General features: G+C 64.1%; 13 protein-coding genes. 3 read left to right on the plus strand and 10 right to left on the minus strand.

Going from position 1 to position 13,976, the window contains the following annotated elements; translation table 11 throughout:
- Positions 1-151: 151 nt before the first annotated feature.
- Both F1609_RS15105 and F1609_RS15110 read left to right on the plus strand, forming a co-directional pair.
- Positions 152-538, plus strand: a complete 387-nt coding sequence (locus F1609_RS15105) for a hypothetical protein (RefSeq protein WP_229421893.1) — start codon at positions 152-154, stop codon at positions 536-538.
- A gap of 269 nt (positions 539-807) precedes the next feature.
- Positions 808-2,640, plus strand: a complete 1,833-nt coding sequence (locus F1609_RS15110) for a flagellar assembly protein A (RefSeq protein ID WP_229421894.1) — start codon at positions 808-810, stop codon at positions 2,638-2,640.
- Positions 2,641-2,657: 17 nt separating this feature from the next.
- Here the strand turns inward: F1609_RS15110 and arfB are convergent, their stop codons facing one another.
- Both arfB and F1609_RS15120 read right to left on the minus strand, forming a co-directional pair.
- Positions 2,658-3,047 (minus strand): alternative ribosome rescue aminoacyl-tRNA hydrolase ArfB, encoded by a 390-nt coding sequence (gene arfB, locus F1609_RS15115; RefSeq protein ID WP_187363034.1) that lies wholly within the window; start codon positions 3,045-3,047, stop codon positions 2,658-2,660.
- 5 nt (positions 3,048-3,052) lie between these two features.
- Positions 3,053-4,111 (minus strand): HDOD domain-containing protein, encoded by a 1,059-nt coding sequence (locus tag F1609_RS15120; protein WP_370661633.1) that lies wholly within the window; start codon positions 4,109-4,111, stop codon positions 3,053-3,055.
- Between the two features lie 202 nt (positions 4,112-4,313).
- On the opposite strand from F1609_RS15120, the gene F1609_RS15125 reads away from it, so the two are divergent.
- Positions 4,314-4,802, plus strand: a complete 489-nt coding sequence (locus tag F1609_RS15125; protein ID WP_167077225.1) for a chemotaxis protein CheW — start codon at positions 4,314-4,316, stop codon at positions 4,800-4,802.
- Positions 4,803-4,913: 111 nt separating this feature from the next.
- Here F1609_RS15125 and F1609_RS15130 read toward each other — a convergent pair whose 3' ends face one another.
- The 8 genes from F1609_RS15130 to F1609_RS15165 form a co-directional block, all read right to left on the minus strand.
- A complete protein-coding gene (locus F1609_RS15130; RefSeq protein ID WP_167077226.1) occupies positions 4,914-6,926 on the minus strand; it encodes an ATP-binding cassette domain-containing protein in 2,013 nt (670 codons plus the stop codon).
- 25 nt (positions 6,927-6,951) lie between these two features.
- Positions 6,952-7,854: a 50S ribosomal protein L3 N(5)-glutamine methyltransferase gene (gene prmB / locus F1609_RS15135; protein WP_370661634.1), complete on the minus strand. Its 903-nt coding sequence runs from the start codon at positions 7,852-7,854 to the stop codon at positions 6,952-6,954.
- A 13-nt stretch (positions 7,855-7,867) separates the two neighbouring features.
- Positions 7,868-9,019 (minus strand): succinyl-diaminopimelate desuccinylase, encoded by a 1,152-nt coding sequence (dapE, locus tag F1609_RS15140; RefSeq protein WP_167077227.1) that lies wholly within the window; start codon positions 9,017-9,019, stop codon positions 7,868-7,870.
- Positions 9,020-9,040: 21 nt separating this feature from the next.
- The gene (locus tag F1609_RS15145; RefSeq protein ID WP_167077228.1) at positions 9,041-9,394 is read right to left on the minus strand and encodes an ArsC family reductase; all 354 of its coding nucleotides are present in this window, start codon (positions 9,392-9,394) and stop codon (positions 9,041-9,043) included.
- Positions 9,395-9,534: 140 nt separating this feature from the next.
- Positions 9,535-10,686, minus strand: a complete 1,152-nt coding sequence (locus F1609_RS15150; RefSeq protein WP_167077229.1) for a PilT/PilU family type 4a pilus ATPase — start codon at positions 10,684-10,686, stop codon at positions 9,535-9,537.
- Between the two features lie 31 nt (positions 10,687-10,717).
- The gene (dapD, locus tag F1609_RS15155) at positions 10,718-11,545 is read right to left on the minus strand and encodes a 2,3,4,5-tetrahydropyridine-2,6-dicarboxylate N-succinyltransferase (RefSeq protein WP_167077230.1); all 828 of its coding nucleotides are present in this window, start codon (positions 11,543-11,545) and stop codon (positions 10,718-10,720) included.
- Positions 11,546-11,577: 32 nt separating this feature from the next.
- The gene (gene dapC, locus F1609_RS15160) at positions 11,578-12,798 is read right to left on the minus strand and encodes a succinyldiaminopimelate transaminase (protein WP_167077231.1); all 1,221 of its coding nucleotides are present in this window, start codon (positions 12,796-12,798) and stop codon (positions 11,578-11,580) included.
- Between the two features lie 60 nt (positions 12,799-12,858).
- Positions 12,859-13,899: an AraC family transcriptional regulator gene (locus F1609_RS15165; protein ID WP_167077232.1), complete on the minus strand. Its 1,041-nt coding sequence runs from the start codon at positions 13,897-13,899 to the stop codon at positions 12,859-12,861.
- Between the last annotated feature and the right edge of the window lie 77 nt (positions 13,900-13,976).

Here is a 13,976-nt window from a genome sequence, read left to right on the forward strand (position 1 = left end):
ATCGCCCGATAGAACATGATGCGCGAAGGTCATTACATACTGTTACAAACTTTACCCAATTCGGCTTATGCCCACATGCAAATGGTCATACACTGAGTCCAGTAGCAGGTCAAGCTTATATGTTTATCAGGCACTGCGGAAGAGGATCACCATGAATAACGCACACACCGACACCAAGACAGCCACCCTCGCAGATCGTTGCAGGCAGGCGTTCGTGCGTCGCGTGGCTGTGTGCTGCCTGTTCGCTTGCGCCGGCTTGTCAGTGGCCCAGGCCAACCCGGGCGACAAGGAGCGCGATGCGCAGCGCGTCGCCGACGCCCAGCGCGCCCAGCAGCAGCAGCGCCAGTTTGAAATGCGCGCCGATGACAATCGCCGCCGCCTGGAATCCCAGGAGGCCCAGCAAGAGCAAAACGCCCAGAGCGCCGAGGCGGCGCGCCGCGGCAGCGGCTCCCGCATGACGCCCGACGAGCGGCGCGACCTGCGGCGCCAGATCAACGAAGCCGGTTCCGACATCTACCGCAACGCACCGCGCCGCTGACCGTCTTCCCGGGCGCGCCACGGCGCCCGCTCCCGCCCCGCGCGGTTTTTCCCTCGCTCCATCCCCTTTCCCCGAACTGTTACTTTTGTTGAGTTTCGCGCATCCAATTGTTTATTTGGGTGGGACAACCTGTTACGCTAGAAAAAACTTACCAATAGCGAAATATACTTGCCAGGTGTATAAGCTTGCCTCAGCAATGGAGTGCCGTCTTGTCGAATGAATTTTCTGGCGCAAGTTCGCCCCGTCCGCCTGCCGGCGCGGGTGCCGCAATGCCCGAGCTGGACCACTGCATCATCGAGCGTCCCGACGGCGTCTACGGCGACCCGAGCGTGCTCGGCACGACGTTCGGCGCCGCCATCGACCGCATCTTCGCCACCAGTTACCTGGCCGACCTCGACTATCCGCTGCTGATCAAGGCCATTTACGGCGCCGGCCCGCCATTGCCGAAGTCCCCCGACGGCCACGTGATCATCCGCCTGGCCTCCGCCATCGTCCCTTTCAGCCCGCAGCGCCGCCCGCTCTACAAGTCGGTCAAGATCAACCGCGGCAAGGCCGAGTATTATTTCGAGCCGGTGTACCTGGCCGACCCCGCCGACCCGGACGGACCGGACAAGCTTGAGCACCTGGATGTGGATGAATTCATCGCCGACATGTGGGTCAAGGGGATCCGCTTCGGGATCGACGTCGAGGCGGTGCGCCAGGCCATCGACGCCGCCAAGCCGGAACGGGTGGCAGTGGCCAGGATGCTCGAAGCGCGCCCCGGGCGTGACGCTCACGTGATCGAAGTGACCAGCGACCTGCATCGCAGCGACGCGCCGCTGCAACTGGCCAACGGCAAGCTCGATCTGATGGCGTTCCAGAACCGCTTTCCGCAGGTGGAGAAGGGCGTGCGCCTGCTGAAGAAAGTGCCTCGCGTGGCGGGCACGCCGGGGTTCGAGCTGTCCGGCTTGCGCATCGAGCCGCCCGTGCCCAAGGATACGGAAGTGACGCCCATGGCCGGACCGGGCACGGTGGTCGAAGTGTCGGGCGACGGCGAATTCCTGATCGCGCAGCACGCCGGTTTTTTGAACGTGGACAGCAAGAGCGGCCAGATTTCGGTGGGCGACAAGATCGTCAGCCGCGATGGCGTGAGCGCGCGCACCACCGGCAACCTGAAACTGACCGGCGACTTCGAGGAATTCGGCGAAGTGCAGGAAAAGCGCGTGGTAGAAGGCGAGGGCATCACGATCCACGCCGATGTCTTCGGGAGCATCATCTCGCGCGGCGGCATGGTGCTGTTGAACCGCAACCTGGTGGGCGGCACGGCGCATAACGCGCGCGGCGACATCCGCGTCAAGGGCGTGGCATCGGGCTCGGTGATCCAGGCCAGCGCCGGCCAGGTGACGCTGAACCGCGCCGAAAGCTGCGTCATTTCCGGCACCCGCGTGAGCATCCTGCATGCGGTGAACTGCGAGATCATGGGCGAGGAAGTGACGATCAGCCAGGCCGAGGGCTGCGCCATCGCGGCGCGCACGGTGACGGTCAACAGCGCCGGGCCGCGCCGGCAGAGCGAGATGAACATCTTCGCCCTGCAGCCCGACAGCGCGCGCCTGGACGAGGTGATCGTGGCGATGACGGCACGGGTGGCGCAGTTCGCCGCGCTGGCGCTGCAGCGCAAGGCCGAACTGGAAGCGATGACCAATGAACCGGAGGTGCGCAAGTACGTCATGCTCGCTTCCAAGGTGCGCAAGAAGGAGTTGATCCTGACCGAGGAGCAGGTGCCGATGTTCCAGAAAATGGCACTGGCGGCGGGGCCGGCCCTGAAGGCCATCGCCAGGGTCTCGCTCGACGTGAAGGCGGCGCAGACGGAGCAGCAGGCCGGCGCCGACCTGGTGGCCGAACTGGTGCGCCAGCGCGCCGACAGCGCCGGGGTCAGTTCGGTGAAGGTCAGGCGGATCGAGGGCGAGACGGTGGTGCGGGGGATGAGCTACAACCCGGACGGCACCAGCATTTACGATTTGCCGGCCAAAGACATCAAGCTCAAGCTGCGCACCAGGCGCGCCGAGGGGGAAGTGATTTTTGCCGGGGAGGCGGGGGTGGTCGACTGGAAGAGCGGGGCGTGAGACGCGCTATTCGCTGACTACTCGCTGACCTTGCCCCGCATCGCCTTGGTCTGCCCGCTTTTGGTCTTCGAATCGAGCCGCCTGCGCTGCGAGCCCTTGGTCGGCTTGGTCGCGCGCCGCACCGTGGGCAGCACCGCCACGCTGTCTACCAGCTCCTGCAACCGGCGCAGCGCGTCTTCCTTGTTCTGTTCCAGGCTGCGCGACTGCTGCGCCTTGAGCACCACCACGCCCGCTTGCGTAATGCGCTGGTCCGACAGGGCCAACAGGCGCTCCTTGATCGCCTCGGGCAGCGACGAGGCGCCCACGTCGAAGCGCATGTGTACCGCGCACGAGACCTTGTTGACGTTTTGCCCGCCCGGTCCCTGGGCGCGGATGGCGGAAAACTCCACCTCGCCCGGATCGATCAACGCGCTCACGGCGCCGGCGTGGCTGGCGAGGGCGTCGCCACGACATCGTCTTCGATCGCGTCGAGCTGGCGGTAGCACGCCATGGCCTGCGCCGACAAGCCCTTGAACAGCACCGGATCGTCATGTTCCAGGCGGTCGTTGTCGACCAGGATGCGCACCTTGCTCAGGTAATCGGACTGCGTCAGCAGTTGGCCCAGCGGCGACACCGCCACGCCTTTGCGCATGCCGGCCTGTTCGCCGATGGCCGTGACCACGCTCTCCGGAAAATTCCATTCGCGCCCGATGCTGCATGTGAGGATGCGGGCGTCGCGCACCAGGCGCGCGCAGAACATCTCCGAGCCCAGTTCCTTTTCTCCGCGGCTCATCTGGTCCATGATGCGCAGGGTGACGATCAGCCCCACGTTCTGCACCAGGCCGGCGAGGAAGGCTTCGAAGGGATCGACCCCCATTGCTTCGGCCAGCATGCGGTTGGCCACCGCGCAGCGCTCGGACTGGTCCCAGATGCGCGGCGCCAGCAAGCGTGTGTACTGGCCCGAATTGAGGTCGATGATGGGGCGGAAGGCGACGCTGGTGATCAGGTGGCGCAAGCCCTCCTGGCCGATCAGCATGACCGCGTGTTCCACGCTGGTAATGGTGGTGCCGCTGCCCTTGAACGAGGTATTGGCCATGCGGATCACGGCCGCCACCAGCACCACGTCGTTGGAGATGGTGCGCGAAAGCTGCGCGCCCGAGAAGTTATCGCTGCGCAGGCTTTGCAGCAGTTGCGGCAGCAGGCCGGGAAGGCGCCGCACCAGCGCCGCGCCGGACTGCTGCGACGCCAGGATGGCCGTGAGCGCGTCGAGCACCTGGTTTTCGTGCGGCGTGGTGTCCAGGCCGGTGACGTCGGCATTCTCGAACAGCCAGCTGAAATAGGTGCCATTGACGCCGTCGCGCTGCTCGAACGATAAGGCGGCAGCCGATCCGCGTGGCGCGTCGCCGACGGCTGCTGCGGCTGGTGGCTGGCTGGCCTGCGCCGCGCCGGGCGCGTCGGGCGCCGGCTCGGAAGCAGAAAAAAGTCGCTTCACCCATTGGTACATTGTCCATCCTTCAAGTTCGCAATTATCCCCCTGGAATATTGCCGCCCCATTGTAAAGACTTCCTGTTGCATTGCAAGCGCGGGCCAGCGTGCCGCAAACCTTGATCGCGCTCAACGAGACGCTTGCACCCGCGCATTACGATGTGGTTTCGCGACCATGCCGCAGCTCCCGCCGAGACGAAAGGACCACCATGCACACGATTTCAACGCAGTCCGCCCCCATCGTCAAGATGGAGTTCCTGAGTTTTCAGCTGGGGGGCATGGAATACGGGGTCGATTGCCGCAAGGTGAAGGAATTGCGCACTTTCCAGTCGCTCGAGCGCTTCGCTGCGGACGGTGCGATCGTCAAGGGCGTGGCGGTGTCGCGCGGGGTGATCATGCCGCTGGTCGATATGCGGGTGGCGTTCAACGAGCGCGCCGCTTCGCCCGGGCCACTGACCGACGTGATCATCCTGCAACTGTCGAGCTGCGTGATGGGGATGGTGGTGGACGGGGTGACCGATGTGGTGCGACTATACCCGGACCAGATCACCCCCATCCCGGGCATGACCGGCGAGAACGGCTGCGACTATCTGGTGGGGCTGGGCGACGCCGACGGGCGGCGCCTGATCCTGGTCGATATCGACAAGCTGATGTCGATCCGGCGCGAGACGGTGGCGGGGGCGCAGAAGGCGGCTTGATTCCGCACCTGTATCAGTATCCGTTTTTCGATTCGCTCAAAGCCGTCGCCCCGCCTGTGCGGGGGCGACGGTCTTAAGGTAAGCGGCTTGAAGGTAAGGGATCAGCCTCTTTTAAGCTAAAGCTCCCAACCCTTCCAATTGCTCCTGCAACTCCATCCACTCCGCTTCCAGCTGCGCCAGGTCTTTCTTGTAGAACGACTGGTCCGCCAGCAGCGTTTTCAGCTTGGCCTTGTTGGCCGCTTCATAGATGCTCGCTTCGCCAAGCTTTCCATCCACGTCCGCCTTCTGCTCGTTGCGCTTGGCGATCTGCTCTTCCAGGCGCTTGATCTTGCCCTCGATCGGTTTGCGCAAGGCTGCCGTGCGCTGGCGCTGCTCCGCGTCCTGGCGCTTCTGCTCCTTCTGGTCCTTCTTGTCGACCACCGGCGCGGCCGGCGCCGCAACCGCCGCCGCCACCGGGAACGCGGTCTTGTTGTCCTTGCCCGCCGCCGGCAGCACGGTGGTGCCCTTGCCAAGCTTGGTCTGGAACAGCCAGTCCTTGTAGTCGTCCAGGTCACCGTCGAACGGCTGCAGCTTGCCGTCGGCGACGATGATGAACTGGTCGGTGGTGGCGCGCAGCAGATGGCGATCGTGCGATACCACCACCAGCGTGCCTTCGAACTGCGCCAGCGCCATGGTCAGCGCTTCGCGGGTTTCCAGGTCCAGGTGATTGGTCGGTTCATCGAGCAGCAGCAGGTTGGGGCGCTGCCAGACGATCAGCGCCAGTGCCAGGCGCGCTTTCTCGCCGCCGGAAAACGGGCGGATCGGGCTGGTGACCATATTGCCGGGGAAGTTAAAGCCGCCCAGGAAGTTACGCAGTTCCTGCTCGCGCACCGTCGGCGCGATTTTTGACAAGTGCCACAGCGGCGACTCGTCATGGCGCAGCATTTCCACCTGGTGCTGCGCAAAATAGCCGATCGACAGGCCCTTGCCGAGCGTGGCGTCGCCGGTCAGCGGCATCAGTTCGCCGGCGATGGTCTTGATCAGGGTCGATTTGCCGGCGCCGTTCACACCCAGCAGGCCAATGCGCTGGCCGATCTGCAGCGAGAACTTGATGTTCGAGACGATCACCTTGTCGCCGATCCTGTCGCCATGCTCGTCGAGGATATGGTAGCCGGCGTCCACGTCTTCCATCACCAGCAGTGGATTCGGTGCGGCCAGCGGCTCGCGGAATTCGAACGAGAATTCGGCGGCGGCGCGCAAGGGCGCCAGTTCTTCCATTTTCTCGAGCGCCTTCATGCGGCTCTGGGCCTGGCGCGCTTTCGAGGCCTGCGCCTTGAAGCGGTTCACGAACGACTCGAGGTGGGCACGCTGGCGCTGCTGCTTGGCCAGCGCACCGGCGGCCAGGATCATCTGGGCCGCGCGCTGGCGCTCGAAGCCGGAGTAGTTACCCGAGTAGCGTTTCAGCCTGCGCTCGTCGATGTGCACGATGACGTTGACGATTTCGTCGAGGAAGTCGCGATCGTGGGAAATGATGATCAGGGTGCCGGCGTAGCGTTTGAGCCAGTCTTCCAGCCAGATGATTGCGTCCAGATCCAGGTGATTGGTCGGTTCATCGAGCAGCAACAGGTCGGAAGGGCACATCAGCGCCTGCGCCAGGTTCAGGCGCATGCGCCAGCCGCCCGAGAAGCTGGCGATTGGCTGCTGCATCTGCGACAGCGAAAAGCCAAGGCCCAGCAGCAGCTGTTCGCCGCGCGACTGCACCGTGTAGGCGTCGGCGTCGGCCAGCGCGCTGTAGATGTCGCCGATGGCGATGCCGTTCTCGGTCGATTCCGGCTCCGATTCCAGGCGCGCCAGTTCCGCTTCGAGTTTGCGCAGGTGGACGTCGCCGTCAATGGCGTAATCGAGCGCCGCGCGTTCGAGCGGCGGCGTTTCCTGGGCTACGTACGCCATGCGCCATTTGGCGGGGAAATCGATCTCGCCCTGGTCCGGGTGCAGCTCGCCGCGCAGCATGCCGAACAGGCTCGATTTGCCGGCGCCATTGGCGCCGATCAGGCCGATTTTATCGCCCGGGTTGAGGGTAAGGTCGACGCCTTCCAGCAGCGGCTTGGTGCCGCGCATCAGGCTAACGTTCAGGAAACGGATCATGTTCTACTTTTTGGTATGAGTGGGATTACTGTGCTTGCAACTGCTCTGCGGTGAGCAGGAAAACCATGTCGTCGCCGGCGCTGGTGGTCACCCAGGTCAGGCCGAGGTGGCCGAAGGCCGCTTCCGCGTACTCGCGCTCGTTGCCGATTTCGACCATCAGGATGCCGTTCGGCGTCAGGCGTTCGGCGGCCCCGGCAACGATCTTGCGCACCAGGTCCATGCCGTCGGCGCCGCCGTCGAGCGCAATCTGCGGCTCGCGCAGGTACTCCGGCGGCAGCGACGCCATCGAGGCCGAATTGACGTACGGCGGGTTGGAGATGATCAGGTCGTATTTTTTGAACGGGACGTTCTGGTACAGGTCCGAGGCGATCGGATTGACGCGGCCTTCGAGCTTGTATTCGCGGATATTCTGTTCCGCCACGGCCAGCGCGTCGGCCGAGATGTCGACCGCGTCGACCACGCTGTCGGGGAAGGCGTCGGCCATCATGATCGCCAGGCAGCCCGACCCGGTGCACAGTTCGAGGATGTTCTCGACCGCGTACGGATCTTCCACCCACGGGCTGAACTGGTGCGGGATCAGTTCGTGGATGAAGGAACGCGGCACGATCACGCGTTCGTCGACGTAGAAGGCATAGGTGCCCAGCCATGCTTCGTTGGTGATGTAGGCGGCCGGCACGCGCTCGCTCACGCGCCGTTCGATCACGGCCAGCACGTGCAGCACTTCGTCCGGCAGCAGGCGCGCGTCGAGGAAGGGATCGAGCTTGTCGAGCGGGAGCTTGAGCGTGTGCAGGATCAGGTAGGCCGCTTCGTCCAGTGCTTCGGCGCTGCCGTGGCCGAAAAACAGCTTGGCGCCGTTGAAACGGGTGATCGCATAGCGCAGCAGGTCGCGCGGCGTGGTAAAAGTCGATGTAAACAGGGTAGTCGTCATGGCTGTTCTCGGGTCAGGTGTTGTGCGGCGCAGGCGCCAGCAGGTTGTCGAGCGTGCGGCGATAGATATTCTTGAGCGGATCGATGAAACGCACGTCGATGTGCTCGTCGATCTTGTGGATGCTGGCATTCGGAGGGCCGAATTCTATCACCTGCGGGCAGATGCGGGCGATGAAGCGCCCGTCCGAGGTCCCGCCCGTGGTCGATAATTCGGTCGTCACGCCAGTCTCGGACAAAATCGCGTTCGACAGCGCATCCGACAAGGTGCCGCGCGGCGTCAGGAAGGGCAGGCCCGACAGGGTCCACGCCAGCTCGTATTCCAGGCCATGCCTGTCGAGGATCGCATGCACGCGCGCTTTCAGGCCTTCAAACGTGCTGGCGGTCGAAAAACGGAAGTTGAAGTCGATCGTCACCTCGCCCGGGATCACGTTGTTGGCGCCCGTGCCGGCGTGGATGTTCGACATCTGCCAGGAAGTCGGCAGGTAGTATTCATTGCCCGCATCCCACTGCTCGGCGGCCAGTTCGGCCAGCGCCGGCGCGCCCTGGTGAATCGGATTCCTCGCCAGCTGCGGGTAGGCGATGTGGCCCTGGATACCCTTGATGACCAATTTGCCCGACAGCGAACCGCGCCGGCCATTCTTGATCATGTCGCCCAGGGTGTTGGCCGATGTCGGCTCGCCCACCAGGCAGTAATCGATCTTCTCGCCGCGTTCTTCCAGCAGGCGGCAGACCACCACGGTGCCGTCGGTGGCCGGGCCTTCCTCGTCGCTGGTGATCAAAAAGGCGATCGAGCCGGTGTGCGCCGGGTGCTCGGCGATGAATTCTTCGCAGGCCACGACCATGGCCGCGATCGAGGTCTTCATGTCGGCCGCGCCGCGTCCATACAGCTTGCCGTCGCGCTGGGTCGGAATGAAGGGCTGCGACTGCCATTGTTCGACCGGGCCGGTCGGCACCACGTCGGTGTGGCCGGCAAAGACGAATACCGGCGAGGCGCTGCCCTTGCGCGCCCACAGATTGGTCACGCCGTTCGACTCGATGGTCTCGCACACGAAGCCGAGCGGCGAGAGCAGGTCAATCAGGTGCTGCTGGCAGCCTTTGTCGTCGGGCGTGATCGAGGACAGCGCGATCAGTTTTTCGGTCAGCGCGAGGGTACGGGAAAAGGTCATCGTGGTCTTAGAAAACGGGTCTTAAAGTGAGAAGATCTGGCGGTACTGGTCGTCCGAAAAACCGACCGACAGCTGGCCGGCGCCGGCCAGCACCGGGCGCTTGATGACGGACGGCTGTTCGAGCATCAGTTCGAGCGCGCCGGCCTTGTCGACGATGGCCGCGCGCCGCTCGTCGGGCAGCTTGCGCCAGGTCGTGCCCTTGCGGTTGACCAGCACTTCCCAGTCCAGTTTGTCGAGCCAGGCGGCCACGGTGGCGCGTTCGAGTCCCTGCTTCTTGAAGTCGTGGAAGTCGAAGGCCTGCTCGTGGTCCGCCAGCCAGGTGCGGGCTTTTTTGACGGTGTCGCAGTTGGGAATGCCGTACAGGGTAGTTTTCATGGTCGATCAGGAGCGCGGCGATCCGCGCCCGGCGTGCGGGCGTGACTGCCTGAGTATTCTTGGGGAACCCGGGAGGATACCACAGGCGCACCTTCGATAGCGCGGTGGCCTGGGGAGGAGGCGGCGAGTTGCCGCCCCGATCAGCTATTGAGCGTGAATTCGGTAAACGACGTCGACGGCGCTTCCTCGACCGGCTTGGGCGGCGCTTCCGGAGCGCTGGTGGCGCGCACGTCCGGACCGTTGTTAAGAAGCCACAACAGGTTGGTTGCCGAGTCGGCGTTGGCCAGGCCTTCTTCCTGGGTGATCAGGCCGCTCTTGACCAGCTCGTACAGGGCCGATTCGAAGGTCTGCGAACCCGGCGACAGGCTGTTTTCCATCGCTTCCTTGATCTGGCCGATTTCGCCGTTGTCGATCAGGTCGGCGATATAGCGCGTGTTGACCATGATTTCCACCGCCGCCTGGCGGGTGCCGCCGGCCGCCGAGCGCACCAGGCGCTGCGACACGATGGCCTTGACCGCCGACGACAAATCCTGCAGCAGCGCCGGACGGTTTTCGATCGGATAGAAACTGATGATACGGTTCAGCGCGTTGTAGGAGTTGTTCGCGTGCAAGGTCGCCAGCACCAGGTGACCGGACTGGGCGTACGCCAGAGCCGCAGCCATGGTTTCCTTGTCGCGGATCTCGCCGATCAGGATGCAATCGGGCGCCTGGCGCATCGAGTTGCGCAGTGCGATGTAGAAACTGTTGGCATCGCTGCCGATTTCACGCTGGTTGACAATCGATTTCTTGTTCTTGAACAGGTACTCGATCGGGTCTTCCAGGGTCAGGATGTGACCGGCGCGCAACTCATTGCGGTGGTCCAGCATCGAGGCGATGGTGGTCGACTTGCCCGAGCCGGTGGCGCCGACCAGCAGCAGCAAGCCGCGCTTTTCCATGATCAGGTCGGCCAGCACGTGCGGCAGGCCGAGGTCTTCCAGCGGCGGGATGATCGCGGGCACGAAGCGGAACACGGCCGAAATCGAGCCGCGCTGGCGGAATGCCGACAGACGGAAGCGACCCAGGTTGGCGACCGAAATACCCATGTTCAGCTCGTTTTCACGCATCAGCTCGTCCATCTGCTCCTGGGTGCAGATTTCGGCGAGCAGGGCGGTGATATTTTCGGGCTCCAGCTTTTGCTGGTTGATGGGAATCAGGTTGCCGTTAATTTTGATGTGGACGGGAGAATTGACCGCGAAGAACATGTCCGACGCGTTTTTTTCTTTCATCAGATGGAACAAGCGGTCCATTGCCATTTTTTTTCTCCTGGTTTGGACTTTTACTGTATCAGATACCGCGAAGCAATTCGTTGATACCTGTTTTCGAGCGTGTCTGGGCGTCCACACGTTTCACGATGACGGCGCAGTACAGGCTGTAGCTGCCATCGGCCGACGGCAGGTTGCCCGAGACGACGACCGAACCGGCCGGCACGCGGCCATAGCTCACTTCGCCGGTGGCGCGGTCGTAGATCTTGGTCGACTGGCCGATGTACACGCCCATCGAAATGACCGAGTTCTCCTCGACAATGACGCCTTCGACGATCTCGGAGCGGGCGCCGATGAAGCAGTTGTCTTCGATGATGGTCGGATTGGCTTGCATCGGTTCGAGCACGCCGCCGATGCCGACGCCGCCGGACAGGTGCACGTTCTTGCCGATCTGCGCGCATGAACCGACCGTGGCCCAGGTGTCGACCATGGCGCCTTCATCGACGTAGGCGCCGATGTTGACGTACGACGGCATCAAGACCACGTTCTTGGCGATGAAGCTGCCGCGCCGCGCCACCGCCGGCGGCACCACGCGGAAACCGCCACGGGCGAAATCGTCGGCCGTGTAGTTGGCGAACTTGGTCGGTACCTTGTCGTAGAACTGCATGGTGCCGTCGGAAGTCATGACGCTGTTGTTCTCGAGGCGGAAGGAGAGCAGCACCGCTTTCTTGATCCACTGGTTGACGACCCAGTCGGCACCGGTTTTTTGGGCCACGCGCATGCTGCCGTCGTCCAGGCCGGCGATCACGTGGGCCACTGCCTCGCGCAGTTCGGCCGTGCCGTTGGCTGGATTGATGTCGGCGCGCTGTTCCCAGGCGGTGTCGATGATGTTTTGGAGTTGTTGGGTCATGATCGTTTTTTTAGTAAGTGGTGTGGCGGATATCAGTCTGACTTGAGGGTCTTGCAAAACTGGACGATGCGCTGGGCTGCCTCGACGCCTTCGTCGACTTCGGCCACCAGCGCCATGCGGATGCGGTTGCTGCCCGGGTTGACGCCGTGCGCGTCGCGCGCCAGATAGCTGCCCGGCAGGACCGTCACATTATATTCCGCGTAAAGACGGCGCGCGAATTCGGTGTCGGACAAGCCGCTGCGGCGCACGTCGGCCCACAGGTAAAAGCCGGCGTCGGGCAGCTCCACATCCATCACTTCCTTGAGCAAGGGTGTGACCAGGGCGAATTTTTCGCGGTACTTGACGCGGTTTTCCTGGACGTGGCTTTCGTCGCCCCAGGCGGCAATCGACGCGGCCTGCACCGGTGGCGACATGGCGCCGCCGCAGTAGGTGCGGTACAACAGGAATTTCTTGATCACGGCAGGGTCGCCGGCCACGAAGCCCGAGCGCATGCCCGGCACGTTGGAGCGCTTGGACAGGCTGGAAAACACGATCAGGTTGGCATACGGCGCCGCGCCGCCGCTGCGCCCGAGCTGGTGCGCCGCTTCCAGCGCGCCCAGGGGCGCCGCGCTGGTGTGGTAAATCTCGGAATAGCATTCGTCGGCGGCGATCACGAAGCCGTAGCGGTCGGACAGCGCGAACAGCTGCTGCCAGTCTTCCAGCGCCAGCGTGGCCCCGGTCGGATTACCCGGCGTGCACAGGTACAGCAACTGCACGCGCGGCCAGATATCGGCCGGCACGCTGGCATAGTCGCAGCCGAAATTGCGGCCCGGTTCCGAGTTGACGAAGTACGGCTCGGCCCCGGCCAGGTAGGCCGCGCCCTCGTAGATCTGATAGAACGGGTTGGGGCAGACGATCAGCGGCGCCGGCTTGGATGCGTCGATCACGCAGTGGGCGATCCCGAACAGGGCTTCGCGCGAACCGTTCACCGGCAGCACCTGGGTGGCCGGATTGATGGCCGGCACGCCGTAGCGCCGTTCCAGCCAGCCGGCGATGGCGCCGCGCAAGGCGTCACTGCCGACCGTGCTCGGGTAGTTGGCCAGTCCCGCCACACCGTGTGCCAGCGCCTTCTGGATGAAGGGTGGCGTCGGGTGTTTCGGCTCGCCGATGCCAAGGCTGATGGCCGCGTAATCCGGGTTCGGGGTCACGCCCGCGAACAACTGGCGCAGTTTTTCAAAAGGGTAGGGGTGCAGTTTGTCGAGATGTGGATTCACGGCGTTGCCAGGTTTTGGCGCAGGAAGCGCAGGGTTAGCGTAGATCGGAACAGCGACGTATTATAGGCGCAAATGGCCGCTGTCGCGCCACGCTCCGGGATTTACCCCGGACCATTCCTTGAAGGCGTGCGAGAAGGCGCTTTGCTCCTGGTAGCCCAGCAAAAACGCAATATCGACCAGCGACAGGCTGCCCTGGCGCAGGTAATCCATGGCCAGCGCATAGCGCGCCTGGTCGAGCACCTGCTGGAAGCTGGCCCCGGCCTCGCTCAGTTTGCGCTGCAGGGTGCGCGGCGAGAGCGCCAGTTGGTCGGCAATCGTGGCCAGCCGCACCCGGTCGTGCGCCAGGTTGCGGATGATCGCCGCGTGCACCCGCGCCACCACCCCATCGTCAGGGGGGCTGCGTTGGCGCAGGAGTTGTTCGGCGTGCTGTTGCAGCACCGGGTACAGGCCCACATCGGCGTTCGGCACCGGCCAGCCAAGCACCCTGGCGTCGAAGCCGGCCGCATTGACCGCTGCGCCAAAGCGCGGCAGGGCGCCGAATACGCGCTCGTACTCGGCGCCGTCGGCCTGCTGCGGATGGGTAAAGCCCAGGTGCGGCAGGGGCAGGGCGGCGCCGGCCAGCCAGGTGGTAAAGGTGCGTATGCCGGCAAACACGCTTTCGACCAGGTGGCGGCTGCCGTCGGGGTAGTTGCTGACCCATTCGTACTGGGCCTGTCCGCCGTCGAGGTGCAGCACCGAGCGTCCCAGGTCGTGCGCCAGCTGCTCGTAGCGCAAGGTCTGCTGGAAAGCCTGGCCGAAATCGCGGCACGACAGCAAAATCAAGCCATACACACTATAAGTGCCGAGCCTGACCCGTTCTCCCACGTGCAGGCCGAAATGCGGGTCGTCCGCCAGCCCGGCGCCGGCCGCCAGCAGGCGCACGTAGTCGGCCGCCCCGAGTGATTCGGGCAGGCGTTCGAGCGCCGTCGCGGGCAGGCCGGCGGCATGGGCCAAAGCGGCCGGGCCGACGCCGCGCGCCTGCGCCGCTTCCAGCAGCGGTTGCAGGTAGGACCCGGTGACGCGGCGCGCGTCAGCGCGGCGGACTGGCAGGGTCGCTGGCATGTTTGAACAAAGCGGTTGTCATGAAAGCGCAATACGTAAAGCCCGCCTTTGCATACGCTGGCGGCTGTGGATGAACT

The sequence above is a fragment of the Massilia aquatica genome (assembly GCF_011682045.1).
GTDB lineage: Bacteria > Pseudomonadota > Gammaproteobacteria > Burkholderiales > Burkholderiaceae_D > Telluria_A > Telluria_A aquatica.

Coding starts and splice junctions, on each gene's coding strand:
- prmB (WP_370661634.1), bottom strand. CDS start 7,854: ATGACGACTACCCTGTTTACATCGACTTTTACCACGCCGCGCGACCTG.
- F1609_RS15150 (WP_167077229.1), bottom strand. CDS start 10,686: ATGGCAATGGACCGCTTGTTCCATCTGATGAAAGAAAAAAACGCGTCG.
- F1609_RS15165 (WP_167077232.1), bottom strand. CDS start 13,899: ATGCCAGCGACCCTGCCAGTCCGCCGCGCTGACGCGCGCCGCGTCACC.
- dapD (WP_167077230.1), bottom strand. CDS start 11,545: ATGACCCAACAACTCCAAAACATCATCGACACCGCCTGGGAACAGCGC.
- F1609_RS15125 (WP_167077225.1), top strand. CDS start 4,314: ATGCACACGATTTCAACGCAGTCCGCCCCCATCGTCAAGATGGAGTTC.
- dapE (WP_167077227.1), bottom strand. CDS start 9,019: ATGACCTTTTCCCGTACCCTCGCGCTGACCGAAAAACTGATCGCGCTG.
- F1609_RS15145 (WP_167077228.1), bottom strand. CDS start 9,394: ATGAAAACTACCCTGTACGGCATTCCCAACTGCGACACCGTCAAAAAA.
- F1609_RS15105 (WP_229421893.1), top strand. CDS start 152: ATGAATAACGCACACACCGACACCAAGACAGCCACCCTCGCAGATCGT.
- F1609_RS15130 (WP_167077226.1), bottom strand. CDS start 6,926: ATGATCCGTTTCCTGAACGTTAGCCTGATGCGCGGCACCAAGCCGCTG.
- F1609_RS15110 (WP_229421894.1), top strand. CDS start 808: ATGCCCGAGCTGGACCACTGCATCATCGAGCGTCCCGACGGCGTCTAC.